This window comes from Rosistilla oblonga, assembly GCF_007751715.1.
Taxonomy (GTDB): domain Bacteria; phylum Planctomycetota; class Planctomycetia; order Pirellulales; family Pirellulaceae; genus Rosistilla; species Rosistilla oblonga.
In genome coordinates, this window is record NZ_CP036292.1 from 5,312,278 (window position 1) to 5,339,248 (window position 26,971).

The window sequence follows — 26,971 nt, forward strand, 5'->3', positions numbered from 1 at the left end:
TACCGACCCGTCTTTGCTTATGGCCATCCTGACAAAGGTTGGTCTGTGGGCAAAGGTCGCCATCGGCATCGGCTTAGTCATTTTCGTCCACGAACTGGGGCACTTCGTTGCCGCCAAAAGTTGTGGCGTGAAGTGCGAGAAGTTCTACGTCGGATTTGACGTGCCTATCAACATTGGCCCGATCAAGCTGCCCCGGACGCTGGGGAAGTTCACCTGGGGGGAGACCGAATACGGACTCGGCATCATCCCGCTGGGGGGCTACGTCAAAATGCTCGGCCAGGACGACGATCCGCGCAAAGCGGCCGAGGAGAACGAGCGGATCAAGCTCGCCAATAAAGATGCGACTCCCGGCGACGAGACCGCCCCAACCTACACGTTGGATCCTCGCAGCTTCCAAGCCAAAAGCGTTTTGCAGCGGATGTTCATCATCAGCGCCGGTGTGATCGTCAACGTGATCACCGCAGTGATGTTCGCCGCGGCGGCATTCTGGTACGGCGTGCCGTATACGCCCGCGATCGTCGGATCGACTCAGCCAGGCGATCCCGCTTGGTTGGCTGGCATTCAGCCCGGTTCGCAAGTCGTTTCGGTAGGATCGATCGAAAATAACGATCAACTGCAGTTCCGCGACATGCGGTCGGAGATCCTCGAACACGGGCTCGACGACAAGACCAAACCGGTTTCCTTCACAGTCCGCAAGAACGGCGAAGACACCGCATACCAATTGATCCCCACGCTCCGTTACGACCCTAAAAAGGTAGCCGTTGCGATCGGCGTCGTTCCACAGCTCTCGACCACGCTCGATTCCGAAATTGCGGTTTATCCGAACAGCGCCGCCGCCGAAGTTGTCGACAGCAGCTTTCGCGGTGCTACAGCGATCGCGATGGACGGAACCGAGCTGCCCAAAAACGGCGACGAGATCTATCTGACTCCGATCACCCAACAGATGCGTCTGAAGGCTTCCGAGCCGATCGAGCTGACGTTTCTGCTGACCGATAAGTCGGAGAAGACGGTGAGCCTGCCGCCGCAGCAACTGAAATCGCTCGGAGGCACCTTTGCCGTCGGTCCGATCACCGGCTTGGTTCAGGGTGGCAACGCGGAAAAGGCGGGGCTGAAACCGGGCGACCAGATCATCCGCTTTGACGGCCAGGACCAACTGTCCGCCTTCGCGCTTCGCGACCTCGCGTATGAACGCGACAGCGAAGTCAAGATCGTCGTCCAGCGAGCCAAAGAGGATGGCGAATCGGAAGAACTCACCTTTACCGTCGCTCCCGACGCCGTCAGTTCGACGCCCGAAGCCAGCGGCATCGACCTAGCGCTTGATCGCTACGGGATCGCCTACACCGCTTCGAATCGCTTAGCCAGCGTTGACGAAGGGGGCCAGTTGGCCGCGGCGTTTGAACCGGGAGATCTGATCACCCGCGTGACAGTTTCCTGGGCCGACGACGCCCAAAAGAAGGAACTCAGCGGGTTCATTCCTCCCAAAATGCTGAACGATTCCTGGGACATCGACGACTTTTACACCGTCCCAATGTTGGTCGCGAACCTGCAGATGCTGCCGACTGGAACCGAGATCCGCGTGCTGGGCGCTAAAGGAGCCGCCGCCGATGGCAAAGTCATCGACACCGTAGTCAAACTGAAGGCCGAATCGGACCAGTACTGGCCCGAACGAGGGCTGCGGTTTGAAACGGTTAAGCGGATCCATCGCGCCGAATCGCTGGCCGCCGCCTTCAGCCTGGGCTACAACGAAGCGGTCCATCGCGGCAAAGGCGTGCTCCGGTTCTTGAAGATGTTAGTCACCGGACGACTGAAAGCCGATCTGCTGGGCGGCCCGGTAGCGATCTTCACCATCGCCGGCTCGCACGCCGCCGAAGGAATTCCTCGCCTGCTGATGTTCCTGACCTTCTTGAGCATCAACCTGGCGATCCTCAACTTCCTGCCGATTCCAGCTTTGGACGGTGGACACATGGTCTTTTTGATCGCTGAAGCTGTCCTCGGCCGCCCGGTCGACGAGGAATGGCAAGCCCGCCTGACAATGGTTGGCGTGCTGATGCTGCTGGGACTGATGGCGTTTGCGTTCTACAACGACATCGCCCGCCTGGTCGGCTGATCCCTCAGGCTTTTCTATCGATGTTCACGCGGCAACAGCCCCCACAGAGCGGCTGTTGCCACGGCGTAGGGCTCCACGAAATGGAGCCCCATCCCGCCGGAGTCCAACGCGACGTCGGCCCTCTCTTCCGCTTCGATCTTCTGCGTCGAAGGGCTCGCTTAGAAACAGCCAAATGCGCTCGGCGATGCGACTTCGCGCGGCGGCGACACCATTATGGGCGAAACCGCTCGCTCAAATCGGCTGGTTTTCTTCAGTCCTCAACTTTTTCGAAGCGTTAATTCTCGTTGAACTTTGCTAGCGGTAGCGTTTGCGCCGGATCGACCGAACGGGCATTTGAAGCACTGCTTCGGGGGACGTCTTCGCCGTCACAAGCTCCTAGGAGTTCAGGATTTGCGGATTGTCGCGGCGACCGTTGCGGGAGATCAGATGGCGAGGAATCAGCTTCCTCGACGGGGCCGCTGGCGGTGGTCAGAGCCTTGGACGCGAATAAATTTGCTGGCTCGATCCACTGAATTCCGGCCGACATACCGTCGCATCACGCATCTTAGTCCGATATGATGGCCGGTTGGCGGCAATTCACCGGGACGCTTTTGTTTCGGGATGTGCTGCAGACTTAAATACTTGGTACAGGAATCGACTGATGGCTGAAGGCACAATCAAACGCGTAACCGACAAAGGGTTCGGATTTATCGACACTGGAGGTGCAAAGGATTTGTTTTTCCATTCCTCCGCATTGGAAGGTGTAAGATTCGACGACCTACGCGAAGGCCAACGCGTTTCGTTTGAAGAAGGCCGCGGCCCTAAGGGTCCTTGCGCCGAGAACGTAAAGGTTCTCTAAATCGGATATCCGATTTGAGGTCTCACGGTGAATGACACCGCTGGCTGGATCGATCTCGTGCCACGAGATCTGCAAGGAGGACTCGCCAGCGGAAACCGGTTCACCGAGAAACCGGACAACCCGCGTTCAGGATCGATCATGACGAACGATCGATGAACGCCTCTTCTCGCCTGGCCGCGCCAAGCGATGTTGCAAAACGGTTCGGCGGCGGCGCTTCGCACCGCCGTCAAACCCTGCTCGGCGACACAGACTGCTTGCCCCGCAGATCCCTCCGCGACGGCACATCTTCCGGCTCGCCCACCGCAGCATCGGGTGCATCTTACCCAGGTTAGAAAGGCCGCTCATGCGGCGCTGTCGGGCTATCTTTCGGCAGCTTTATCTCGCGGCGATGACAGAATCGTTGTTGACAAGTTATCCACATCGCGATGATAGTGGTTCAGCCGCCGAAATGAGTTTTGCAAACGGGGAAAAGTCCGTTTCTGACTGGGTTTTGGCGGAGGATCGCGGAACGTTCGGAAAAGCAGTGCGTAAGACTTGAAGAGAATGCTAGCTATCCTACAATCGGCCCATCAAAGCGAAACCGATGGAAATCGCGTAGGCTCGCATCCAGCGGACGGATGCCATCAAGGATGGCGATCTGCCCAGGTTGTTCGACCTGTTAGGCTTACGCAAGGTGAAGCATCGGACAGGGTTGTTTATTTGGCTATCCATGATGGAGAGTAAGTCCTCGGAATGTCGGTAACGGAAACGGCAGGTGCGAAGGATCTCACCGGTGAATTACAGGATGCACTGATAAATCGTGTGGGACGAGATCGTTTCCGAATGTGGTTCGGCCAGATCACCCAATGCCACCGCGTCGGTCGTGACGTCGTGGTCGATGTCGCAGCGCAATTTGCGTTGGATCGGATCGGCTCGCGATACATGATCGATCTGCGGCAAGCGGTTGTGGATGTCTGTGGTGAAGGCGTAAGCGTCTCGCTGCAATTGGCACCCGACAAGCCTGCCCAGCCGGTCGAAGCAGACGATGCGCAAGCAGATTCGCAAACCGAATCGGCGGCGACGCTTCGCAGCGATAAACCAAGCGAAACAGCGACGCCCGCGGCGGCCGCTCCTTCGCGACGTCGATCTCGCGGCGAAGCACCTCGCGACAACGTACAACCGTTGCTGCAGGTCTCGTCGTTTCAATCCGCCAGCAGCGACGATCCGGTACCGCCACGGCGGCGGCGCGTCGCTTCTTGGGATCAGATTGTCGTCGGCAAATCGAACAAACTCGCTGCCACCGCGGCGCGAATGATCTGCGATACACCCGGATCCGCCTCGCCACTGTTCCTGTGGGGCACTCACGGAACCGGCAAGACGCAACTGATGGATGTCGTTGCGACCGAACTGCGCCGCCGCCATCGCTTGCGACGCGTGATCTCGATGACCGCCGAAGAATTCACCAACGACTTTATCGGATCGGTCACCGGCAGCGGCCTGCCCGGCTTCCGGCGACGTTATCGCGACGTCGATGCGTTGCTGATCGATGAGGTTCAATTCCTGCCGGGCAAGCGGGCGACGTCGCGTGAAATGTTGTACACGATCGATTCGATCGTGCGAGCTGGCAAGCAGTTGGTCTTCGCAGCCGACCGTCCGCCGATGGAGATCCCCGGTTTGGGGCAAGATCTCGCTGGCCGGATGGCTGGCGGAATGGTCTGTTCGCTGAGCCCGCTGGATCACGAGATGCGAACGCAGATGCTGCAGCAGTTGTGCGACGCCGAAGACCTGGGAATCGATCACCAAATGCTCGCGGATATCGCTGGCAACGTCTGTGGCGATGGCCGCGTCGTATCGGGAATCGCCTGTCGCTTAAAAGCGTTGGTGAGCATGCACGACGAACCTGTCACCTACGACCAGATCACGGAGATCCTGAGCGATCTGATCTCGATCGGCAGTTCGTCGTACGGATTTGCCGATATCCAAACCGCGGTCTGCAACACGATGGGGTTGCCCAAAGACGCGTTGCAGTCGAAGGGGCAAAGCCGCAATGTCAGCCAGGCGAGGATGTTGGCGATGTATTTGGCTCGCGAACACACCGGAGCGACTTACGGCGACATCGGCAAATATTTTGGCCAACGCAGCCACAGCGCGGTGATTGCGGCGACCCGTCGGATCGCTGGCGACGTACAGGATGGGAAGACCTTTGCGATCGGTAATCGCAGCATTCCAGCGAAGCAGGTACTAGAGTCGGTGCAAAATATGTTACGCTCGGGTTGAGTTTGAAGATCGAACCCCTAGGATCTCCTGCGTGGCAGAACAAGTTTGGCATCTGAAGTCGTGCGAGCTATTTGCCAATCTGGCCACCGACCAGATCCGTCGGCTGGAAATGCACAGCCGTGTTCGTTCGTTCACCGCACGCAGTCTGGTCTATCTGCCGTATCAAGCCGCCGACAGCGTCTTCCTGCTGACTCGCGGAATGGTCAAAGTCTGCCACTCGACGCCCGATGGGAAACAGTCGACGCTGGCATTTATCGAACCCGGTGAGCTCTTTGGCGAACTGGCGTTGTTCGATCCCTCCCAACGCGATGAATTTGTCGAAGTCGTCACCGCAGCGACCGTTGTGATGATTCCCGCCGACCAACTGATACAATTAATGTCCGAAGCCAACGCGTTTGCCGTTGGGATCACCAAGTTGGTTGGGCTCCGACGACAGCGGATCCAGCGACGATTGCGGAACCTGTTGTTCCAGTCCAATCGCGATCGCTTAACGCATCTGCTGTTGGAACTGGCCGAACAGTTTGGCGTCCCGGCGGAGCAGGGCGTGCGATTGCGGATCAAACTGTCACACCAAGAGCTAGCCAATTTGATCGGCAGCACGCGCGAATCGGTTACGATCGTACTAGGGCAATTAAAAGCGGAGGGCTTGATCGAATCGGGACGACGCCAGATCGTTCTGCTGCGCCCACAACAGATGGCCGAAGGTGTCGGTCAATCCTACCGTCAAACACCGCCACAAGGATTACCAACTCGATGAATACAATCATGCGATGGACAACATTGCTGGTATTTTGTTGCGTCCTCTCCTCCTGGGCAGTGGCTCAGCCGACTAACCGTTCGCGCGGCGGAGGCATGCAGCGGTTCTTTAACAGCGGGATCATGTCGCTGTTCCGGATCCCCGACGTACAAGCCGAACTGGCCCTGTCGCGCGACACCGCCGAACTGATCTTCGCGCTGCAAGCCGATCTGTTTTCAGAATATCGCAACGCCCGCCGCGACAAGTCGCCCAGCGAGGAATTGCCTTCGGCCGACGACGTCGCAGCCCAATCGGGACCGGTCGCCGAGCGGTTGCTTTCGACTATCCTGGATCCCAATCAATATAAACGGCTGCAGGAACTGTGGCTGCAACGCCGCGGGCTCCGCGCGATCGCGATGGACGACCTCGCCGACGCATTGCAGTTGGACGAATCGCAGCGGGAGACGACCGGAAAGTTGGTCCAACAGCTCAGCCGCAATTACGGCCGCGGTAAGATCAGCGACGAGGATGCCGAGATCGCAAAAGAGATCACCGCCACGCTGACTCCGGAACAGCAAAAGCAATGGGAAAAGATGCTCGGCCGGCCATTCAATTTCTAACCAGCCCTAGCTTTCCACTTCGCGTCCGACAACACCTTCTCAGGTTGTACAGTCTGCAAAGATTTGGAAAATGGAGCGGCAAGCACCCACTGCCCCGCTCCACAAATCGGTGACTCCGCCCAATGAAAGTCCTGCAACTCAATCACATCGCGCTGCATGTCGCCGACGTCGATACAAGCGTCGCGTTTTATCGAGACGTCTTGCAATTGGAACCGTTGCCGCGGCCGGCGTTCGATTTCCCAGGAGCTTGGTTTCGCCTGGGTATCGATCAGGAACTGCATCTGATCGGCAACCGCGACAGCGCCGTGCATTCGGCAAGCCGCGGGAATCACCTGGCGCTGAAGGTCGACGATCTCGACGCTTGGGAGAGTCACCTGCAACGACTGGGCGCTCGGCACAACCCGCGCCAGGTTCGCCCCGATGGTGGGCTGCAAGTCTTTTTACCCGATCCCGACGGACACTGGATCGAATTGTTAGGGACCAGCGACGGGGCGTAGATCGCCAATCGATAGTTTGCGTGCCAAACCGGTCCCGCTGGCAGCGATTTGCTATCGCCAACGCCACTCGGTGTAGGCCTGTTGATGCCCAAAGCTGCGGTAGGGATGCTGACGCGGCTTGGCTCCGAAATACCCATACGCATACGGCTCTTTCCAAACCGGAACGGCGGTTGCGCCCGGAATGATCGCCGAATTGTGGTGCAGGTGAGACGATTTTTGCGGCGATCGGATCACCAGGTGCGGCGCAGGAGGCGCGGCCCACATCCCGAGCCCCACGGGATCGATGGCATAATTGGAAGAGTAACCTGCCGCCGGGCCTTGCGCTACCGCGGGAACAGCCCAGCCGCAAAAGCCAATGCTAGCAAGTGGAAGCAATTTCAACCATTTCACGGGACGGTCCCTCTTCATTCCACAAGCCATTCAAAAAGCGAAGGGCTTGCGACGCGCCGGCGACTCGCTTCAGCCCACCTCTCTGGTATCGGGTGGGCAAGCCTATTAATCCAGGCCAAATTTAACGGTTGTAGGAATCGGGATAGGCGAGCGTCGGCAGGGACGTTAGGATCGGTGGGACATTGCGATCGACTGGCTACACGCTGCGCTGCTGCTTCGCTGAGGAATATGCAACGCAGCGCTAATCTAACGTCTATACTGGCTGTGCTTCGCCCAAAGAAGAAGATGGATCGGCGAGTATCGAAGGGCGATATTGATAGCACGTAAGCTAATCAACGGACGTCGGCCTAACACGGAGGATGGCCTTCCATGAATCATTCACGACGACAAATCTTATCGATGCTCGCCGCAGCTACTGCTGGCGCAACCAGTTCCGCGTTCGCACAAGCTCCGCAGAGCAAGTTTCAAGAGCCGGTCTTTCGGATCGCAGCCAACAACAGCTTGACGCCCGCGACTCATCCGTTGGATGAAGCGTTGCGGATCGCGCATGAAGGCCTGCAAGAGATCCGCACCAACATCAGCGACTACACCGCCACGCTGGTGAAACGCGAATTGGTTGGCAACACGGTCGGGGAATACGAATACATGTTCATCAAGGTCCGCAATCGCCGGGTCGAAGATGGACGCGTTGTCGTTCCCTTTAGCGTCTACCTGGCCTTCTTGAAGCCAGCGACCGTCAAAGGCCGCGAAGTCATCTATGTCGAGCAGCAGAACGACAACAAGATGGTCGCTCACGAAGGCGGCTTCAAAGGACGCTTCCTGCCGACGGTCTGGTTGAAGCCCGAAGGTGCGTTTGCGATGCGTGGCCAGAAGTATCCGCTGACCGAGATCGGAATCGAGAACCTGGTCTTGAAGTTGATCGAGCGCGGCGAGCAGGATCGGCAGCACAAAGACGTCAAAGTAGAGTTCCGCAAGAACGCCAAGATCAACGGCCGCGATTGCAGCGTGATCCAAGTCACGCATCCCGAGTACCGGCCCGAGTTCGATTTCAGTCTGGGACAGATCTTCATCGACGACCAGATGAATATCCCGGTCCGCTACGTCGCTTACGGCTGGCCCAAAACGCCGGGCCAAAAGCCTGAGATCAACGAGGAGTACACCTACCTTAACGTCAAGTTAAACGTGGGCCTAACCGACGCCGACTTCGATCCCAACAACCCGAACTACTCGTTCTATTCGAAGTAACCCCGCAGCGACACGTCGGATCAATGGAACTGATCCAACGGTCGTAGGACCAACGTCCTGGCAGTCGTCGCCAGGGCGTTTTGTGGCAGCCGAGCGAAATCCGTTCTGGCATGTCGCGAAACCTCGATCTGTTTTCCAGGAGTCTTTAAAAGACTTGGAACCTGTCGCGTCGAACGATTGCGACCATTCTAAATCAGGTCGCGAATGACGTGGCCGTGGACGTCGGTCAGGCGGCGGTCGACGCCGTCGTGGCGGACCGTTAGCCGTTTGTGATCGATCCCCAATTGGTGCAGGATCGTGGCGTGAATGTCGTAGACCTGTGTCGGATGCATCCGGTCCAGCGGCTTGTAGCCCCATTGATCCGATTCGCCGTAGCTGACGCCGCCGCGGATCCCGCCGCCACACATCCAGTTGGTGAAGACGTAGGGATTGTGGTCGCGTCCCTTGCTCCCTTGCGTGCTTGGCATCCGGCCAAATTCCGTGGTCCAAAGCACGATTGTGTCTTCTAGCATGCCGGTTCGTTTGAGGTCTTTCAGCAGCGCCGCCGTCCCGACCGCCATCCCGCGAGCCAGCGGACCGTGATCTCGCTCGATATCTTCATGGGAGTCCCAGTTGCGTCGAGGGAATCCGTTGTCGTTCCCCGACCAGATCTGCACGAAACGTACGCCCCGTTCCAACAATCGCCGGGCGATCAGGCACTTGCGACCAAAATACTCCGCCTCTTCCGCCGGATTGATCGCATCGGGATACGTCGCCCCAATCCGATCCAATCCGTACATCTTCATCGTCTCTGCCGTCTCGCCTGAGATGTCCAACGCTTCAGGAGCGCTCAACTGCATCGCAGCCGCCAATTCATAAGAACGTATTCGAGCTTCCAGTCGCGAATCGCCGGCGTGTTGCTGTAGATGGCGACGGTTCATGCGATCGAGTACCGCCAACCCGTCGCGGTCTCCTGCTGCGGTCACAAAATCAGCTTGAGCGGTCAGGTCATCGATCGGATTTTCGCGTTGCGGAAAGATCGTGGTCCCTTGAGCACTGGCGGGCAGGAATGCGGAGCCCCAGTTCTTCGGTCCGTTACTGGCAAATCCGCGGTGGTCGGGAAGAACGACAAAAGTCGGCAGGTTCTCGTTGATCGCCCCCAAGCCATAGCTGACCCAAGCTCCCATTCCTGGGAACCCGGGGCGTTGGAAACCTGTGGCCTGCAGATACGTCGCCTGTGAATGGACTCCCGTTTTGCCAACCATGTTGTGGACGAAGGCGATGTCATCGACGCATTCTCCAAGCGGCGCAACAACTTCGCTCAACTGCTTTCCCGATTTGCCATAACGGGCAAACTTGAAAGGGGATTTCATCCACGGCCCCAAGCCGTTTTGAAACGCTTCGACCGGTTCGCCGAAGTCCGATTCCTGACCGTGGAATTTTTCCAGCAGTGGTTTGTGATCAAACAGATCGATGTGACTGGCGGCACCGGCCATGAACAACTGCACCACGCGTTTGGCTTTGAGTGGATGGTGCAGCACTTCGACCGCGCCGCCGCTGGCCGATTGCGCATCGCGGTGCAGCATTGCCGCCATCGCCAACGCACCAAAATTTGTGCCTGCTTGGCGGACGAATTCTCTTCGGTTTTGCATTTTCACTTCAGTCCACAAACACGAATTCACTTAGGTTAAACAAAAACCGACACAAGTTTTCCAAGCCGTAAGCATTGGCGTAGGCGATCAGATCGTTCCGTTCCTCCACAGTCGCAGGCCGCTGGACCAGCAACTGGAGCGCCCGGTCGACCTGTTCTGGCAGCCCATCCCGTTCGTTTTGAAGCCGCCCCACAAATGCTTCCGCCATCACGAGATTGAACTTGTTATTCATCAAGGACAACGCTTGCAACGAGGTCAGCGTTTCGTTCCGCCGTGGAGTGCTCTGCGATGAATCGGCACAATCGAGCGTCGTCAGGAAGGGATTTGGCTGCGATCGAGCGATGAAACGGTAGATGCTGCGGCGATGCGATCGCTTGTCGGCCGGATCGAATTTGTGATATTGAAAGTGAGGCGAATGAGCTGTCTTTTCCAATTCGAACAGATAGTACCCGGGACCGCCCATCGTCGGATCCAGCGTGCCGCTGACCGCTAGGATCGAATCCCGCAGCTCTTCGGCCGACAGACGCCGCCGTTCGGAACGCCATCGATATTGGTTGCTGCCATCGATCGCCGCGTTTGCCGCGTTATCTGCCGAGGACTGTTTGTAGACATTGCTGTGGACGATCATTCGATGCAGCGATTTCATCGATTGCCCGCCGTCGCGAAACTCGACGGCTAACCAATCGAGCAATTCGGGATGCGTCGGTTCGGCTCCCATCCGACCGAAGTCGTTTGGCGTGGCAACAATTCCTTGGCCGAAGTGGTACTGCCAAACGCGATTGACGATCGACCGCCAGACCAAAGGGTGTTCGCGGTCGGTCAACCATGCGGCCAATTGAGCTCGTCGCTCCGATTCGTTTAACGTCGCGTCGAACTGCCACTGCGCATCACCGCTCAGCGGGATCACGCCTGGCACGGCGGGATCGCCCGGCAGCGAGACCTCTCCGCGATGCAGCACAAACACCTCGCGCGGCTTGCCGCCGGTCGGCTTAAAATTTCCTTGCCGGGTAAAGTTGGTCGCCGCTGCGTAAACGGTTTGCTGCGGTGGCAAGGCAGCGATCGCTGCCTCGGTCTCGGCGATCTTCCGTTTCGCTTCATCGCGACGCTGCGCCATATCGGGTGTGGTCACATTTGCGAGGATCGCATCTCGCTGCTCGGTTGCTTCGGCGATCTGCCGCTTCGTGTCGGGCTCTCCAATTTGCGGCCACTTATCATCGATCAGATTCTGGCGACGCCAGCGAGGTGCTGCTTCGATGGAATCGAGCGAATGGACGGTTGCCCCGAGCGCCACGTTTTGATCCGCCGCGAAGACTTGCAATTCAGCCAATGCAAAAATGAAGTCATCCTTCCGCTCCGCCAATCGTGTTGCGGTCACGCGAACGCGACGGACCAGATGATCGTCCAAGGCGATTTCGACGGGCATCAAGCCTGGATTGGCAAAGTCCTCCATCGTCGCATCGCGAACCGTCGTCCAGTTGCCCGCGTCGTCAGCGACAGCCACTTTGAATCGCATCGGGAATCCAAAGCCGGCGCCGATGTTGTTGTAGCTGTCTTTGCACGCATGCAAAACGATGCGAGATGCCGACACCTCCTCCTTCAACTCAACCTCGACCCACTTTTCAGTATCTTGGGCAGCGACGATCGCACTGTGGTATCCATACTCGGGAAACTCGACAGGTTTTAATTCTTTGTTCAGCTTCGCCAACAACGCCGTGAGCTCGGCCAGTCGTTTTCCGCCAGCGGTGGCGATCTGGTCGTCGATCGCTTTCAGGATGGCGCTGCCGTCTTCCAACCGATCGTTCAATTCGCTCCGCTTTTCGGCAACCTGGGGATCGAGGTCGAACTTTCGATCGGCTCGATCGACTGCCGCGAAGATCGCTTGCAAGCCGTAATACTGCCGTTGCGTGATCGGATCAAATTTGTGGTTGTGGCATCGCGCGCACTGTACCGTCACACTGCAGAATGTATTTAGTGCGCCGGAAACCATGTCGTCGCGATCGAGATTACGAGCGACTTTGCCATCCAGCTTCGCTTCAGAAACCTCGACGTGACCGATGAAGTCCCAGGGACCGGCGGCGATAAAACCTAAACCGAGTGTGCCGTCAGCCGTTCCGGGAAACAACACGTCTCCCGCGATCTGCTCCTGAACAAAGCGGGCGTACGGTTTGTCTTCATTGAACGATCGAATCACATAGTCGCGGTAGGGCCATGCGTTGGGACGCAATTTGTCTTTGTCGTAGCCGTTCGAATCGGCATACTTGGCGACGTCCAACCAGTGCCGCGCCCATCGCTCGCCGTAATGCTTCGATTCCAGCAAACGATCGACAAGTTTTTCGTAAGCCTTGGGATCGGGATCGGCGACAAAATCAGCGACCTCTGCTGGCGTTGGCGGCAGCCCGATCAGATCGTACGTCAGACGGCGGATCAGCGTCCTTCGATCGGCTGGCGGCGAATAGGTCAGCCCTTTCTGGTTCAACTTTTCCAAAACAAATCGGTCGATGGGATCCTTCGCCCACGGATCGTTCAGCTCGGGAACCGGCGGTCGCGACAGCGGCTGGAACGACCACCAATCGAAATCATCGACCAACGCTTCCTGCACAACAAACCCTTCGGGCCACCGGGCTCCGGCGTCGATCCAGCTTGCGATCGTTGCGATCTCCGCGGCCGATAGCGGGTCGGCATCCTTGGGCATCGCAGCTTTGCCGTCGACCGGAGTGATCAACTCGATCAAATGGCTCGCCGCCGAATCGCCCGGTTCGATGTATCCGTCGGCAAAAAAGGCTGCGGAGTCTTCAATCGAAAAGCCGCCTTCGGGCGAACCGCCCGCATGGCAGGAGAAACAGCGTTGGGCAAGCAGCGGCGCCACGTGAGCCTCGAACTGAGAATCGTCGGCCAATAGTTCGGCGACGCCAAGCGAAAGAGAGATCGCGCCCCAAAGAGCCAACCGAATCGCAAATCGTTCTGCTGCTGCCAACAACAATCTCTCAACCCTCGTTCGAGTCACAAATGCAAGTCTACTGTTATAGATCGAGTGACCCGGCGGATGCGGATTTGGTACCCGAACTTCGAAATTTTTGTTTTGCGGGAGGTACCAAATCGCCACGCCGCGCGCCATTCTTTGATACAGGCCACGTGCCCGGACATTAATTCCAACTGCTGCAACAGAGATCCTGCGGGATGGACGACAAACCAAGCGATCCCGACGACTACGAACTCTTTCTACGCTTGTTTGCGCGAGACCAATTGCGGGTTCTCGCTTATATACGGTCGTTGATCTATCAACCCTGCGCCGTCGACGATGTGTATCAGGAGACGTGTTTAGAGTTGTGGCGCAGCTTTTCCACGTTCCGCCGCGATCAAGATTTCGCCGCTTGGGCGTTGGGAGTGACTCGGCATCAAGTGCTCAAGCATTGGCGGACCCGCGACCGCGACCGGCACGTCTTCAGCGAAGCGTTGATCGATGAACTCTCGGCGACGGCACTAAAGCTTGGCCCGGAGATCAACGTCCGCCAGGAAGCGATCGACCAATGCGTGCAGTTGCTGAGCGAACGGCAGCGGGAATTGGTGCAACTGTTTTACGGCGAGAACCATTCGGCGGCGACGATCGCCCAACGATGGCAGCGGTCGGTGCACGCGGTCTACAAATCGCTGAAGGTGATGCGTCGCTCGCTAGCCGATTGTGTCGAATCGAAACTGCAGAACGAACCAGTCTAAAATCGCTTGCTCCAGAGAAACTACAAGCCCATGCAACCTGATGACGAAGCACCCGATCGGCAAGCTCTTTTGGACCTGGCCGACTTGCAGATCCAAGGGACGGCGACTGTCGACCAGACGGCTCAATTGGAAGCGATGCTGACCAACGATCCCGAAGCACAGCGGGAGTATCTGCGGTACACGTTGGTTCACGGTCAATTGGGGCTGACGGTCCCGGCGATGCCCGACATCTCGGCCTGTCTGCCACCGGCAACGCAAAGTGGTAAAGCAGTTTCCCTCAAGTCGACCGACGATCGTCGATCGACTTGGCCCGCGCTGGTTGCCTTTGCTGTAGCGGCTTCGGTGCTTGTTATCGTTGGAATCCGGTTGGCTCGCGAGCCGATCGAACCACGACAACCGATCGCGGCGACAGCGCCAAAGCTGCAGACGCAGCCGATGGCTTTCAGTTACGACCACCGCAAACCGCCACTGGGAATGGTTGGCACGATTGGAAATCGACGGGACGCCACCGGGCCGCTGACCTTGACCGTCGAGCAAGGAGCAACCGACTTTCAAACCCAAAGTGGTGCGAGCTTACGTGTTCAGGGGCCGGCATTATTTGGGATCAACGCAAGGGACAGCGGCGTGCTTTTCCGAGGTTTGGTGCATGCCAAGCTGAGTGACCCGGCGTCCCGATTTTCGGTGACGACAGCCAACTTGAGGATTCTCGACTTGGGAACCGAATTCGAAGTCGACGTGATCGATGATCAACATATCGCCGTCCATGTGATCGATGGTCAAGTCGACGTGCAGAGACGTATCCGATCACCGCTGTTCTATTGGAACTTCGATTCCCCCACGACGACGACGGCGGACCTCGCGAAGGCAGGTTCTCGCTTGTCGTATGGCAGTCGAGCGACGCGAACCGGCGGGATTGTGGGTGATGGCGCGGTCCAGTTCGACAACTCTCCCGACGCCTTTATCGATATCGACGACGGCTTGGGAAGCACTGCCGGAACGGGAGCGATGGCCTGCAGCAGCGGGATTTCGATCGAAGCAATGTTCATCTCCGCGTGGAGCGGAAACTTCAAAGACTACGACGAGATCTTTCGCAAAGAGGATGGCGAATATCGCTTTCTGTTGAGCTTTCAAAACGACGCCAACGTCGGCAACTATGCGATGCCGCCAGTTCCCGACGGGCCATGCCTCTCGTTTGGCCTACACCTGGAAGAATTTGGCTACAGCGAACTCGACATGCCGCTGGATGGCCGCGAGGGGCGGCCGTCTAAAGCCGATTTGACCGATGGCAAACCACACCATGTCGTGGCGACCTACGATAGCTTCAGTGGGAAGAAGAGCCTCTATATCGATGGCCGATTATGTTTTGAGCACCAGTTTCCCGTTGGCGTTCTGGCGATCAGCGGCGGGTCGGCTCAAGCTTGCATCGGCAACAACGGCTGGGTCAAGAGCGAAGCCTTCCAAGGCACGCTCGATGAAGTCGCCTTCTACGACTTTGCCTTGACCGCCGATGAAATCGCTGCTCACCATAGTCGCGCCGCTCGCGGCGAATCCTATTTCGCTCCGAGCACGACTCCACAATCGGACCAGCGATGGCGATCGATCACTCCCGTCAGCGCTGGCACCCGACAGGTGTTGAACGTTCAAACAGGGCTGCCGACCGATCAATGATCGCTCGACGTACTGGTTTCCGAAGCCATCCAACACCGATGCATCAAAGGCTGGTGATGCGATGTTGACCCTGGCCGCTTTGGAACAGTTCGGGTTGCCAAGCGGCTCCGATTCCAGCTCGCTCGGGAACGGTGATCCTTCCCTTTTCGATCGTGACTTCCGTATCGATCAACTTCGGATACAGCATTCGCACATGGGCTCGCACGCTTTCCTGCCAAGCCACGTTGTTCGATGTCGCGGCAACTTGTACGCCCGACAACAACGTCAGCGGCCCGGTGCAATCGTGCATCACGACCGGCACGTTGTAGAACTGGGCCAGGCGAGTGATGTTGCGCGTTTGCGAGATCCCACCAACCCAAGTCGGATCGATCATCACATAATCCGCGGCACGCTTTTCCAGCGTCAATCGGAAATCATCGGGGCCGCTGAACATCTCGCTCACGGCCAACGGGATTCCGGCTTTGTCGCGGAAGTCGGCTAAGGTGTCGATCGAATCGACACGCAACAGATCCTCGGCCCACAGCAGGTCGAATTCACGCAGGTGTTGGGCGAGTCGAAGCGCCATCGGCAGCTGGAAGAAACCATGCCCATCGAGAATCAGCTCGATCTTGTTTCCCAACGCTTCGCGAATCTTGCGGAACGGCTCGACAGCCTTCTCCACATCCATCAGCGAAACGTGCAGCGGACCGTTGGTTTTGTGAGCAGCGAAGTCGGTCGACCAGGTCTTCAGCGCCGTGTAACCTTCGCTGATCAACTCCTCCGCCAATTGAACCGGTTCATGAACGATCGACCAATAATCGTTCAGTGGCCCCTGGTTCCCCATCGGTCCATGGCCGGGCCAAATATGGCCGGAACTATCCTCTGTTTTGCCACCATACGAAGGACCGCCACAGCTGTTGTAAGTCGGGATCGAATCCTGGACACGGCCGCCCAACAGTTGCCAGACCGGCATTTTGGTGACTTGCCCAAGGATGTCCCAGAGGGCGAGATCGATCGCCGAGATGGCTCGCAGTTCGGCACCGCGCGATCCAAAGTTAGTCGTCCGTTCGTACAGAAACCGCCAGTGCCGTTCGATATCCAACGGGTTCTCGCCCAGCAGATGATGGTGCATCCAATCGTGCAACATGCTGGCGACCGATTCGGGAGCGTAATAGGTCTCGCCGCAACCGACGATCCCATCGCTGGTATGGATTCGCAACAACAGCAAGCCCGGCATGATCTGGTCGGGAATTGCGGTTTCGATTTTTGTTATCTGCATGTCGTTTCCATCGATTTGGATCGCGTCGTTGAATTGGATATTGAGAGCGCCAGCGGCGATCCCCAAGACTATGCGATGATGTTATGAACCACTTCACCATGCACATCGGTCAACCGGAAGTCTCGCCCGGAATAGTGATAGGTTAGCTTCTGATGGTCAATGCCCATCAGATGCATAATGGTTGCGTGCAGATCATGCACATGCACCTTATCTTGGACTGCACGGAAACCGAAATCATCGGTGGCTCCATGTATCGTCCCACCCTTGATTCCACCTCCGGCCATCCACATCGAAAATCCATACGGATTGTGATCGCGTCCGCTGCCACCCTCGACAGTCGGCGTGCGGCCAAATTCGCCACCCCATACGACCAGCGTTTCGTCTAACAAGTCGCGTTGCTTGAGATCGGTCAGCAGTTGTGCGATCGGTCCATCGATATCTTTGCACAGTTTGCCGTTGAGTTTCTGGTGGTTGGAATGCGTATCCCAAGGCTGACGGTTGCCATAATAAACCTGCACCATCCGCACACCATGTTCGCTGAGCCGTCGGGCGAGCAGGCACGATTCGGCAAATTCACTGCTTCCATAGGCATCCCGCGTCGCCTGAGTTTCCCGCGAGATATCGAAGGCTTCCATCGCTTCGAACTGCATCCGATAGGCCAGCTCCATCGAGGAGATCCGCGTCTCCAGATCGACCGCATCGGTTCGCTGTTCCATGTGTTGGCGATTGATCGCAGCCACCAAGTCCAATTGTTCCTTCTGTAACTTCGGCGACAGTTCGGTGTTCCGCAGATGAGGAATCATCGCTTCGGGCGACGTCTTTTTTGTATGGATGTAGGTGCCCTGAAACTCACCGGGAAGAAACGCATTTCCCCACAGCTTGGGACCGACGACGGGCAAGCCAGGACAAAGCGCAAGGTACCCAGGCAAGTCTTGGTTTTCGCTTCCCAATCCATACGTCAACCACGATCCGACGCTTGGCCGCGTCGGCGTCATCGCCCCCAGATTCATCAGACAAAGGGCGGGAGCGTGGTTTGGATTATCGGTGTACATCGACCGGATAATTGCCATCTCATCGGCATGTTTGGCCAACCGAGGAAAGTACTCGGGGAACGGGATCCCCGACTCACCCGCCGGCGTGAACTTGACGGGCGACGCCGACAGTCCCGATGTCGGTCGCTCTGTCCGGATATCGACAGCTGCCGGGCGCTGTCCTTCGTATTTGTGTAGATCCGGTTTGGGATCGAAGGTGTCCAACTGCGATGGTCCACCGCTCATGAACAAAAAGATCACGCGTTTAGCTTTAGCAGGAAAGTGCGGCAGCCCAAGCTTCTCCGCATTGCTGCTGGCACTCGCATCTTGGGACAACAAATCGGTTAGTCCCAACATTCCAAACCCGCCGCCGGCGGAGCGTAAAATGGAGCGTCGTGAGAGCAACGAAGTTGTTGGATCGAACGGGGAATTCATAATATGCTCAACTTGGCGTTCAAAAATCGGAACTCGACAATCGGGTCAGGGCCTCGATTAGTCCACGTACAGCAATTCGTTACTACACAACAACGCATGGCAATAATAGATCCAGCGATTCGGAACCGCATAAGCGTTTTTCGTCGCTGCTTCATAGGTTGCATCATGCATTCCGGTCGCAACATCGCGAATCACTTGCGGCAGTCGCTTTGATTCGTACAGCGGCCAATAAGCGGCGGGCTGGCCATCGAGGATGGCATGCGAATAATCCGCAAACCTGACGTCTTCGTTTTCAAACTCTGCCGCTTGAAAATGGTGCCCGATCTCCGCTCCCGAAAGCACGCGGTTGTAGACAGCAACGCTGGCGATCTGGCCTTGGAAATTTGCAAAGTTATCGGACCGACCTGCGATGAACATCTGCCCCACCGCAGCATCGAACACGGGACTAGCGTTTCCGACGAGTTCGGGTTCGGCGTTCCCATTCAAATAGACACGCACGTTGGCTCCCTCGCGAACCATCACAACATGATGCCACTGGTGCGGTGCCAGGACGCTCCGACCCAGGATCGAAACTCGAGCGCCGTTGCCATTAAAGAACAGCAACCGACCGGGGCTGTTGGGCGTGTTCGAGCCTCCGATTCCCAAATGGTCCCCGTCGACATACGGCGAATCGGCATTGCCACGCGAGAAAAAATAGCCTGTCACGGGGCGTTTATCGTTCGGCAATTCGTTTTTGATCCACATCTCCACCGAATAGGTCTCACCCAACTGCGGCATCTTCGCCGAAATCCGACGGCCGGCGAAGCGAGGTGGATGATGTAACTGTGGCGTGGAGTGGTCGGTGCCAGCGGCAAGATAAGCTTTCCCCAGTCGCAATTCCTCGGCTGTTGGATCGCGAGCAAACAGCAAACGATGAACTTCACGAACCCGCGTTTCGGGATCTTCCGAATCGATCCGCTGCGCAAGCCGAACCGCTTGAGCTTTGGCAAACTCGGAATTCATCACAAACAACTGTTGCAAGGCAGTCGTTGTTTCGCCGCGTCGTTCGGCGTGGATCGTCGGGTCGGGGAAATCAAAAACCTGCAGATACTGGCTGGGGCTTTGGCGAGAAATCTTGGCGTAGATCGCACGCCGAAGAAACTTGGCGCTATCGATCTCAGCGGACGGACCGCCCAGCTTGAGGTCGTACGAATCGCCAGCGAACAACAGCGTATCATGGAACGCTTCGGCATCGATCCGGAGACGATTGAACCGACTCAGCAATCGATTCTCGGGATCGACCTTATCGGCTTCCGCTATCGAGCTGACGCTGGAGGCCTGTTGGTAAGTCGCCGAAAGAACGATCTCTCGATGCAGCCACTTCAGCGACCAGCCCGCGTCCATAAAGCGGACAGCCAGATCGTCCAGCAGCTCGGGGTGACTTGGCAGCGAGCCCATCGATCCAAAGTTGCTCGGCGAATCGACGATCCCTTCTCCGAAGTGCCACAGCCAAACGCGGTTCACAATCACGCGAGCAGCCAGCGGATTATCGCGCGACACGATCGCATCGGCCAGTTCCAAACGTCCACTCCCTTGTTGGAACGCTTGCGAAGCGTCGGACGAAAGGACTTCCAAGAATCCTCGCGGCGCGGGATCCCCGGGCGTTGCAACATTGCCGCGGATGAATACCGGTAAGTCGCGTGGCTTCTCGGGATAGAAGACGATCTTCTGATGCGATTCGCTTAACGGTTCGATTCGCACCTGTTCCTCGGTCACGGCATCGGCGACAGGAACTTCGAAGTTGGGCGTCGTCGATTTAATCCGATCGATCGTCAATCGCTTTTGCGTGATTTGCTCGCGGAGCTTTTTAGCTTCCGCATCGAGAGTAGCTCGCTCGGACTGAGCAGCTTTCTTGATCTTCGCCTCGAGCGGCTTCAACTCCTTTTGAATCTTTTTGGTTTCCGCTTCGAGCGCAGCAACTTGGTCGCGGGCAGGTTGAGAAGCAGCGATCGCTTCATCGGAAATCAGAGGCCGAGTCGTTTGCCGAATCGAAGCAAAGACGCCAGCCAAAGCGTAGTAGTCTTTTGCCGAGATCGGATCGTATTTGTGGTCGTGACAGCGGGCACACGCAACCGTCAATCCCAGCAGACCGCGGCTGATTACATCGACGCGATCTTCCCATTCGTCGGCGTATTGTGATTCCAACGTCAGCTGGGACAGCTTCAACTCTTTGTGATACTGAGGCGACATTCCCAGCAGCCCCAGGGCTGGCAGATCTTCGCGACCGGTCTGCTCCAAGAAATCGGTCGCCAATTGACGCCGAATGAATTCGTCGTAGGGGACGTCGTCGTTGATCGCCGCGACCACCCAATCCCGATAGCGGTAAGCGTTTGGATAGGGACCGTTGTGTTCGCCCATGTTCACATTGTCTTCGGCGTAACGCACGACATCTAACCAATGTCGGCCCCAGCGTTCGCCGTAGTGCTGCGATGCCAAAAGATCATCGACCAGATTTTTGTACGCTTGCGGATCGGGATCGGCAACGAAGCGTTCAGTCTGTTCGTACGTCGGTGGGATGCCAGTCAGATCGAGACTAACGCGGCGAATCAGCGTGCGACGATCCGCTGGCGGAGCGGGTGTGAGCCCGGCCGCTTCGATCTTCGCCAAGATAAAGTGATCCAGCGTTTGCTGTGGCCAATCCGAATCCCTAATTTCGGGGAGCGCTGCTCGTTGGGGCACGACAAAAGACCAAAACTCGCGGCGCGAATCGATATCAAATTCTTTCCGCAGCTGCCCCATCTCTTCGGTGCGTGGGTCGGGTGCGCCCATCGCGACCCATTTCTCGAAATCAGCGATCACCGAATCGGCGAGCTTTCCCTTAGGAGGCATCTGATAAGTCGAGTCATCGTATCGCAGCGTCTCGATCAACAGACTCTCATCCGGTTTCCCCGGCACGATCGCTTCGCCGGAGTCACCGCCCAGCAGCAAGCCGGCTTTGGAGTCGACTTGCAGCCCCGCTTGCAGCGGATTGGAGTCGGCCGCGTGGCAGGAATAGCAGTGCTCGACAAGCACGGGACGGATCTTCTGTTCGAAGAATCGAATCCCCGCCTCCTCGTTCTCCTCGGCTGAAAGTTCTTGGATCGAAGCCGAACCAGCCAACAGAACAGCGGCCCAGACGGTCGACCAGAAGAAACAACAGGTGCTTGCTTTTCTCATTCAATACGTTTTCGGTAGGAGACGGATCGACGCGACGATTGGCCGCGTCGGATCGCTTGCGTGTCGAAGCAAAAGGCGGGATGTCGAATGGACGATATGAGAAACCGACCGCGATCGCAACTTCGATCGCGGCTCTCAAATATCACCGTTGATGAGTCTACATCTCTTGCAAACTGAATTGCAGCGTGTCGGTTCCGGGAACAACGATCTCGGTTGTGAGTTCCGACTCCGAGTTGTATTTCGCTGGAATATACGCCTCGGTCAACGGCACCTGTTCTCCCGAAGGCCCGACGCCAAACTTGCCCGGGACTTCGCGCATCGCAGTCACCTCGACTGTCTTTTTGCCGGGCTGAATCTTGACGACAAACTTCCCATCTGTGATCGGCGCGGCGACGTTCCGCTCACTTGGATCCGAACCGCGGAAGATGATCATACCATCCTGAACCGGTTCGCCATTCCAAGTCACTTCGCCTGGCAATTGGACAAACCCTTCGGCATCCGTTCCACCACTGCATCCCGAAAGCAACATCATCAAAACTACAGTTCCAGCGGCCAACTTACTATTCAACGTTTTACTCATGAAGAAAATGACAAAAAATCAGACAGGTACAATTCACATTCGGACCGGTGCCGCTTCATCGAACGAGAGGAAGCGACACATCGATTTCCCGGTTCGATCACCACTCGCCAATGACTTGCGAGTCGGCTTTATCGCCGAGGTTCTGATAGATCTGTTGGTCGATCGTCTCCGCTGCAAACCGCACCGAACCATCAGCCAACGTGACCTGGATACCACCGGGATGATAGCTGCGTGAGAAGTTGAACTGCTCGCCTCGCGTCGACGTCGTGCCCAAACAAGGCGCTTCCAGGACCGTCGTCGATTTGCAGCTGAGCGGTCGGTCGGGAAGCGAGGTGTTCGGCGGTTCCGCAGTCGTAAACCCAGCGGCTCCCCACGTTGCACCACCCCAGTACTGTCCTAAGTCGCCGTGTGCGCCGACGTTGTCCATCGGCCGTGCGATCCCTTCGCCCACCATGATCGTATTCGTCGTGCCGTCGAGGATGTCGCGGAACTTGGTCTTCGACGCGTTGTAGAACATTCCCTTGCCGTTGGTTGTGATCGTAATGCCTAGCGTCTCCGAACCGCTCATGCAGACACCGTAGGTTCCTTGGAAACCGTTGGCTTGATTGGCGGCACCGCCACCGTATCCAGGATTTGTTGGACAGACAAATGCGGGGACAACCGTTTCGATCAGCAATTTGAGATTCGCTTGATTGATAAACTGCGAATGATCCGCCTCGTAGGAATCGTAGAGCGCACGTTGTTCGACCATTGGCAGCAAGCGATGAAACCAAGTGTCACGGGCATGAGTACTTCCGGCGGGAACCCCCGTTGGGCCTGGTGGATTGTCAAACGTCCGATAGGCATACGGAAAACGCTGATGCGTATCGTGATAGTTGTGCATCGCCAATCCGATTTGTTTCAGATTGTTCGAGCAACTCATTCGACGCGCCGCTTCGCGAGCTGCTTGGACTGCGGGCAAAAGCAAGCCGACCAAAATTCCAATGATCGCGATCACGACTAACAACTCAACAAGCGTAAACCCGGCACGCAAGCGTTTCGAACGAACCGAACCTTTACAACAAAACATAACGACACCTATACGAGGCAAGAGGAAAGACAAAAACGAACGATAGAGGCAACGGCCAATTCGACGGTTGCTTCAAAGTCTCAACGGACCATGCCAAGGAGAGAGATCGGCCCCCGCAAAGGGCGATACAACAAACTTCATCAAAGACTTCATTGCGGAAGGCGACATTGCGGCTCTAAATGCCCAGTCTGGCAGTCAATATCTCACCAGACCGTTAGACGGCAGAGCACGTACAACTTGGGGTGGGTAGGGGATTTGGCAGGGACCACGTACAGTATTGCAAGACATAAGACATGTCAACAAACATCGCGGGGCACTTTCTGGGAATTATTAAGAATTGACGAAACTCTGACGGTTACGCCGAGATATCCCAAAATGCGAGAACGCCCTCCCCCCAAACAGATTCACCGTACCGTAGCAGAGGTCATCGAGACGTTCGATCGACGACTAAAACCGAAGCAAATCGTTTACCCGCGGCGGCAACGCCCCGCGCGTTTGAGGCGAGCGTTTGGGGGGCGCGAACACGTGGCCCGTTGGGCACGCGGTTAAACGACGCAGTAGATACACCTCACGTTGAAACTCTTGACGTGTTCCGCTGCGGAGGTTGGCGGTAGAGCGCAATGCTTTACGGACGCGGGAACTTGGGGATCTCGCGAGCCGATGAGACGGGAGTTCCGGCTGGTACGGAACAACGATCGGCACGATAAGGTTCCGCTCCGAGCGAGCGAACTAAGAAAAAAAAGAAGGGGTGGATAAGGGGACTTGAACCCCCGATCTCCGGAACCACAATCCGGCGCTTTAACCAACTAAGCTATATCCACCGTCATATCGCTTGGCGATCTCAATAATTTAGCGACGGGCTGCAGAGTGGTCAACGGGTTTTCCGCCATCGGCGAGATCGTTAAGCAATTGTAGGACCTGATCGGCCATACGATCGACAGTACGCTCACCAACTACCGATCGATAACCCCGCTCGGCCAGCTTTTCTCGGCTCGCCGCGTCGCCTGCCAGCGTCCGGATCGCTTCGGCAAGAGCCGCCGCGTCGCCGGGAGGAACCAAATGGACCGCTGAATTTTCTCCCGCCAACTCGGGAAAGACGCCGTGCCGCGGAAGGATCACGGGCAATCGCGTCGCCATCGCTTCGAGAGCGTACAGTCCCTTGGGCTCTTCATATTCTGTCGGAACGCAAAACAGATCCAAGCGACGCAGAAAATCCAACTTGCCGGCGTGATCGGGACTTCCGTGATAGGTGTACCGCCCGGCCAACCCGGCTCGATCGAGCCGCGCCCACTGCTCCGCCGCATACGCATGATGCTGTTCGCCCAACCAACCGGCGACATCCAGATGGATCGCCCGATCCGACGGCTGACGCGTCCTTTCGAATTCGATCATCGCGTCGACCAGACGATGCAATCCCTTGGCCGGATCGATTCGGGCCAGGTAACCGATCCGTAGCGGAGACGCCGCGTCCGCAACCGGGTATCGCGGCGCATCGGAGTCACCGGACAAGAAGCCGGTCGTATCGATCCCCAGCGGAATCACATGCATCTTCTCTTCGGGCAGCCCCAGCAGCGCCGCCATCTTCTCGCCATAAAAGCGGCTGTTGACGATAAAGCCATCGACGTCGGCCGCCAGGGCACGCATCCGATCGATCGCCATCGCTCGATACTTGGCTGGCAGGAAGTCGAGAAAGATATCGTCTCCCTGCAACGTAACAACCACCGGAACGCCGAGCCGCCGTTTGAGTTCGGTCACGCAGCCGCCGATCAAAAAATTACTGAGCACGATCGCATCGGGAGCTGCGTGCGTCTGCAACCAACGACACAGTCGATCGACTTCGGTTCGCTGACGTCCCTGCATCCCCTGCAACATCGAAACGGTAAGCGCTCCCAAAAGATGCGGGCTGGTCGAACCGGTCTTGCGCGTCGCCAACCGCAGCAGGCCGGGGCGGTCCAACCAAGCGGTCAGCCAATGGGGCAAGCGACCCCAGAGCGGAAGCTTCTGTTCCAGGAAGATATTGATTCCGCCAAAGAAGACGACATCGTCGCTGATGTCTTTTTCATCGGTCCGAATCGGCGTGTAGGTGGGGACCAACAGACAGTCCGCGCCGCGGGCGATCATCGCCCGGGCGAGGGTGTTGTCGTGCATGCAGCTGCCGCAGTACATGCCTGCGGCACCGGCCGTCAAATATGCGATTCGCATGGCGTCTGTTGCGTCCCAAAGAACGGTGAATCAACGCCGCGGATAACCGGCTGGCTACAGGGCCAACAGCAGGCGGCTTGGCGCTTCGAGGTAGCCGATCACGTCGTTCAGGAACCGAGCGGCGGTGCCACCATCGACCAAACGGTGATCGTAACTGAGGCTCAACGGCATCATCAGCCGCGGCTTGATCGAATCGTCGGGCATCACGCATGGCAACTTGCGGCTGCGTCCAACCAACAGAATCGCGACCTCGGGAATGTTGACGATCGGCGTGCTGTACTGACCACCGATCGCACCGAGGTTGCTGATCGTGAAGGTTCCGCCGCGAAGATCGCTAACGGCAAACTGACCGCTTCGCACCTTAGCCGCCATCTCGGCGAGCGAGCGGGCGATGTCGGGGATTCCCATCCGGTCGGCGTTTTTCATCACGGGGACAACCAAACCACGCTCGGTGTCGACAGCGATTCCGATGTTGACGTAATCCTTGTAGATCAGTTGGCCGTTGGCTTCGTCGATGACCGCGTTGACTTCCGGGTTGTGCTTGAGCGCCGTCGCGATCGCTTTGATCAAGAACGGCATCGTCGTCAGCTTCAGCCCTTGCGCGGCATAGTCGTCTTTGCTCGATTGACGCAGGTGTTCCAGATCGCTGATGTCGGCGTCGTCAAAGTTGGTCACGCGAGGAACCGTCGACCAGCTCTCGTGCATCTGCGACGCGATCGTCTTGCGGATCTTGCTCATTCGCTCGACGCGAATCGGGCCGTATTCATCCTGTTCTGCTCCCGCGTCGACAGGTGCCGCTGCAGTCTTGCTCGGTGCAGCCGCGGTTCCAGTCGCTGCGCCGCCGCGAGATTGACTCGCCGAGCGAACGATCGCCAATACGTCTTCTCGCGTGATCCGTCCACCTTCGCCCGTGCCTTGAACACCTTGCAAATCGACGCCGACTTCGCGAGCGAAGCGGCGGACAGCAGGCCCTGCGGCGACGATCGCGTCGCTGCTGGCCGGTGCCGGTGCGGGCGGTGCGGCAGGAGCAGGAGCCGCCGGTGCTGGTTTGGGAGCTTCCGCAGCAGCGGGTGCTGGTGCGGCAGGTGCTGGCTTTTCGGGAGCCGCTGCAGGAGCTGGCGTTTCAGGAGCTTTCGCCTCCGGTTCAGGAGCTTTCGCCTCCGGTTCGGGAGCCTTCGCGGGCGCTTCGGCTGCCGGTTCCGCTGGAGTGCTCGCGGCGGGCGTTTCCGCAGCGGCAGCGGCTTCGATCTCCAGGATCACTCCGCCAACGGCGACGGTGTCACCTTCGGCGACAAGGATCTTGGTGACGGTCCCGGCCGCGTTGCTGGAGACGGGAACGGTCGCCTTGTCGGTTTCCATTTCAACGACGTCTTGCCCAGCCGTGATAACGTCGCCGACGGATACAAAGATCTCCAGTACGTCGCCTGATTCGATGCCATCGCCGAGTTCAGGAAGTTTTACTTCGGTAGCCATAGAGTGTATCGGAGGTTCGATGAGGA

20 protein-coding genes and 1 tRNA gene are annotated in these 26,971 nt (G+C 57.5%); 10 read left to right on the forward strand and 11 right to left on the reverse strand.

Annotated features, from left to right (window positions below; genetic code table 11):
- Positions 1-19 precede the first annotated feature (19 nt).
- From CA51_RS18800 to CA51_RS18825, 7 genes are all read left to right on the forward strand, one after another.
- Entirely contained in the window at positions 20-2,107 is a 2,088-nt protein-coding gene (locus CA51_RS18800) for a site-2 protease family protein (protein ID WP_197451309.1), read from the forward strand.
- Between the two features lie 640 nt (positions 2,108-2,747).
- Complete coding sequence (locus CA51_RS18805; protein ID WP_145103140.1) at positions 2,748-2,945, forward strand: cold-shock protein; 198 nt, start codon at positions 2,748-2,750, stop codon at positions 2,943-2,945.
- A 27-nt stretch (positions 2,946-2,972) separates the two neighbouring features.
- Complete coding sequence (locus CA51_RS26410) at positions 2,973-3,101, forward strand: hypothetical protein (protein WP_261342999.1); 129 nt, start codon at positions 2,973-2,975, stop codon at positions 3,099-3,101.
- A 576-nt stretch (positions 3,102-3,677) separates the two neighbouring features.
- Complete coding sequence (locus CA51_RS18810) at positions 3,678-5,201, forward strand: DnaA/Hda family protein (RefSeq protein ID WP_145122744.1); 1,524 nt, start codon at positions 3,678-3,680, stop codon at positions 5,199-5,201.
- A 31-nt stretch (positions 5,202-5,232) separates the two neighbouring features.
- Positions 5,233-5,958 (forward strand): Crp/Fnr family transcriptional regulator, encoded by a 726-nt coding sequence (locus tag CA51_RS18815; protein WP_145122745.1) that lies wholly within the window; start codon positions 5,233-5,235, stop codon positions 5,956-5,958.
- Complete coding sequence (locus tag CA51_RS18820; protein WP_145122746.1) at positions 5,955-6,557, forward strand: hypothetical protein; 603 nt, start codon at positions 5,955-5,957, stop codon at positions 6,555-6,557. The genes CA51_RS18815 and CA51_RS18820 overlap by 4 nt, the downstream gene beginning before the upstream one ends.
- Positions 6,558-6,679: 122 nt before the next feature.
- Positions 6,680-7,054 carry a VOC family protein gene (locus CA51_RS18825; RefSeq protein WP_145122747.1) on the forward strand — a complete coding sequence of 125 codons (375 nt, stop codon included), beginning with the start codon at positions 6,680-6,682 and terminating at the stop codon, positions 7,052-7,054.
- A 51-nt stretch (positions 7,055-7,105) separates the two neighbouring features.
- Here the strand turns inward: CA51_RS18825 and CA51_RS18830 are convergent, their stop codons facing one another.
- A complete protein-coding gene (locus tag CA51_RS18830; RefSeq protein WP_145122748.1) occupies positions 7,106-7,444 on the reverse strand; it encodes a hypothetical protein in 339 nt (112 codons plus the stop codon).
- A gap of 369 nt (positions 7,445-7,813) precedes the next feature.
- Between CA51_RS18830 and CA51_RS18835 the strand changes: the two genes are divergently transcribed.
- Entirely contained in the window at positions 7,814-8,689 is an 876-nt protein-coding gene (locus CA51_RS18835; protein WP_145122749.1) for a DUF1571 domain-containing protein, read from the forward strand.
- 188 nt (positions 8,690-8,877) lie between these two features.
- Here CA51_RS18835 and CA51_RS18840 read toward each other — a convergent pair whose 3' ends face one another.
- Both CA51_RS18840 and CA51_RS18845 read right to left on the reverse strand, forming a co-directional pair.
- The gene (locus tag CA51_RS18840) at positions 8,878-10,320 is read right to left on the reverse strand and encodes a DUF1501 domain-containing protein (RefSeq protein WP_145122750.1); all 1,443 of its coding nucleotides are present in this window, start codon (positions 10,318-10,320) and stop codon (positions 8,878-8,880) included.
- A gap of 7 nt (positions 10,321-10,327) precedes the next feature.
- A complete protein-coding gene (locus CA51_RS18845; RefSeq protein WP_231745779.1) occupies positions 10,328-13,294 on the reverse strand; it encodes a DUF1553 domain-containing protein in 2,967 nt (988 codons plus the stop codon).
- Positions 13,295-13,497: 203 nt separating this feature from the next.
- Here CA51_RS18845 and CA51_RS18850 point away from each other — a divergent pair, with 203 nt between their 5' ends.
- Both CA51_RS18850 and CA51_RS18855 read left to right on the forward strand, forming a co-directional pair.
- A complete protein-coding gene (locus CA51_RS18850) occupies positions 13,498-14,034 on the forward strand; it encodes a sigma-70 family RNA polymerase sigma factor (protein ID WP_145122752.1) in 537 nt (178 codons plus the stop codon).
- Between the two features lie 30 nt (positions 14,035-14,064).
- Positions 14,065-15,702: a LamG-like jellyroll fold domain-containing protein gene (locus CA51_RS18855; RefSeq protein ID WP_145122753.1), complete on the forward strand. Its 1,638-nt coding sequence runs from the start codon at positions 14,065-14,067 to the stop codon at positions 15,700-15,702.
- 43 nt (positions 15,703-15,745) lie between these two features.
- On the opposite strand, the gene CA51_RS18860 is transcribed toward CA51_RS18855, so the two are convergent.
- From CA51_RS18860 to CA51_RS18895, 8 genes are all read right to left on the reverse strand, one after another.
- Positions 15,746-16,960, reverse strand: coding sequence for a mandelate racemase/muconate lactonizing enzyme family protein (locus CA51_RS18860; protein ID WP_145122754.1), 1,215 nt, complete (start codon positions 16,958-16,960; stop codon positions 15,746-15,748).
- Between the two features lie 68 nt (positions 16,961-17,028).
- Entirely contained in the window at positions 17,029-18,426 is a 1,398-nt protein-coding gene (locus CA51_RS18865; RefSeq protein ID WP_145122755.1) for a DUF1501 domain-containing protein, read from the reverse strand.
- A 57-nt stretch (positions 18,427-18,483) separates the two neighbouring features.
- Positions 18,484-21,621, reverse strand: a complete 3,138-nt coding sequence (locus tag CA51_RS18870) for a DUF1553 domain-containing protein (protein WP_145122756.1) — start codon at positions 21,619-21,621, stop codon at positions 18,484-18,486.
- A gap of 157 nt (positions 21,622-21,778) precedes the next feature.
- Entirely contained in the window at positions 21,779-22,189 is a 411-nt protein-coding gene (locus CA51_RS18875; RefSeq protein WP_145122757.1) for a hypothetical protein, read from the reverse strand.
- Positions 22,190-22,298: 109 nt separating this feature from the next.
- Entirely contained in the window at positions 22,299-23,270 is a 972-nt protein-coding gene (locus CA51_RS18880; RefSeq protein ID WP_145122758.1) for a DUF1559 domain-containing protein, read from the reverse strand.
- Positions 23,271-24,017: 747 nt separating this feature from the next.
- Positions 24,018-24,091 (reverse strand) — tRNA-His (locus CA51_RS18885).
- Positions 24,092-24,119: 28 nt separating this feature from the next.
- A complete protein-coding gene (locus CA51_RS18890) occupies positions 24,120-25,472 on the reverse strand; it encodes a glycosyltransferase family 4 protein (RefSeq protein WP_145122759.1) in 1,353 nt (450 codons plus the stop codon).
- A gap of 54 nt (positions 25,473-25,526) precedes the next feature.
- Entirely contained in the window at positions 25,527-26,945 is a 1,419-nt protein-coding gene (locus CA51_RS18895) for a 2-oxo acid dehydrogenase subunit E2 (protein WP_145122760.1), read from the reverse strand.
- Positions 26,946-26,971 lie beyond the last annotated feature (26 nt).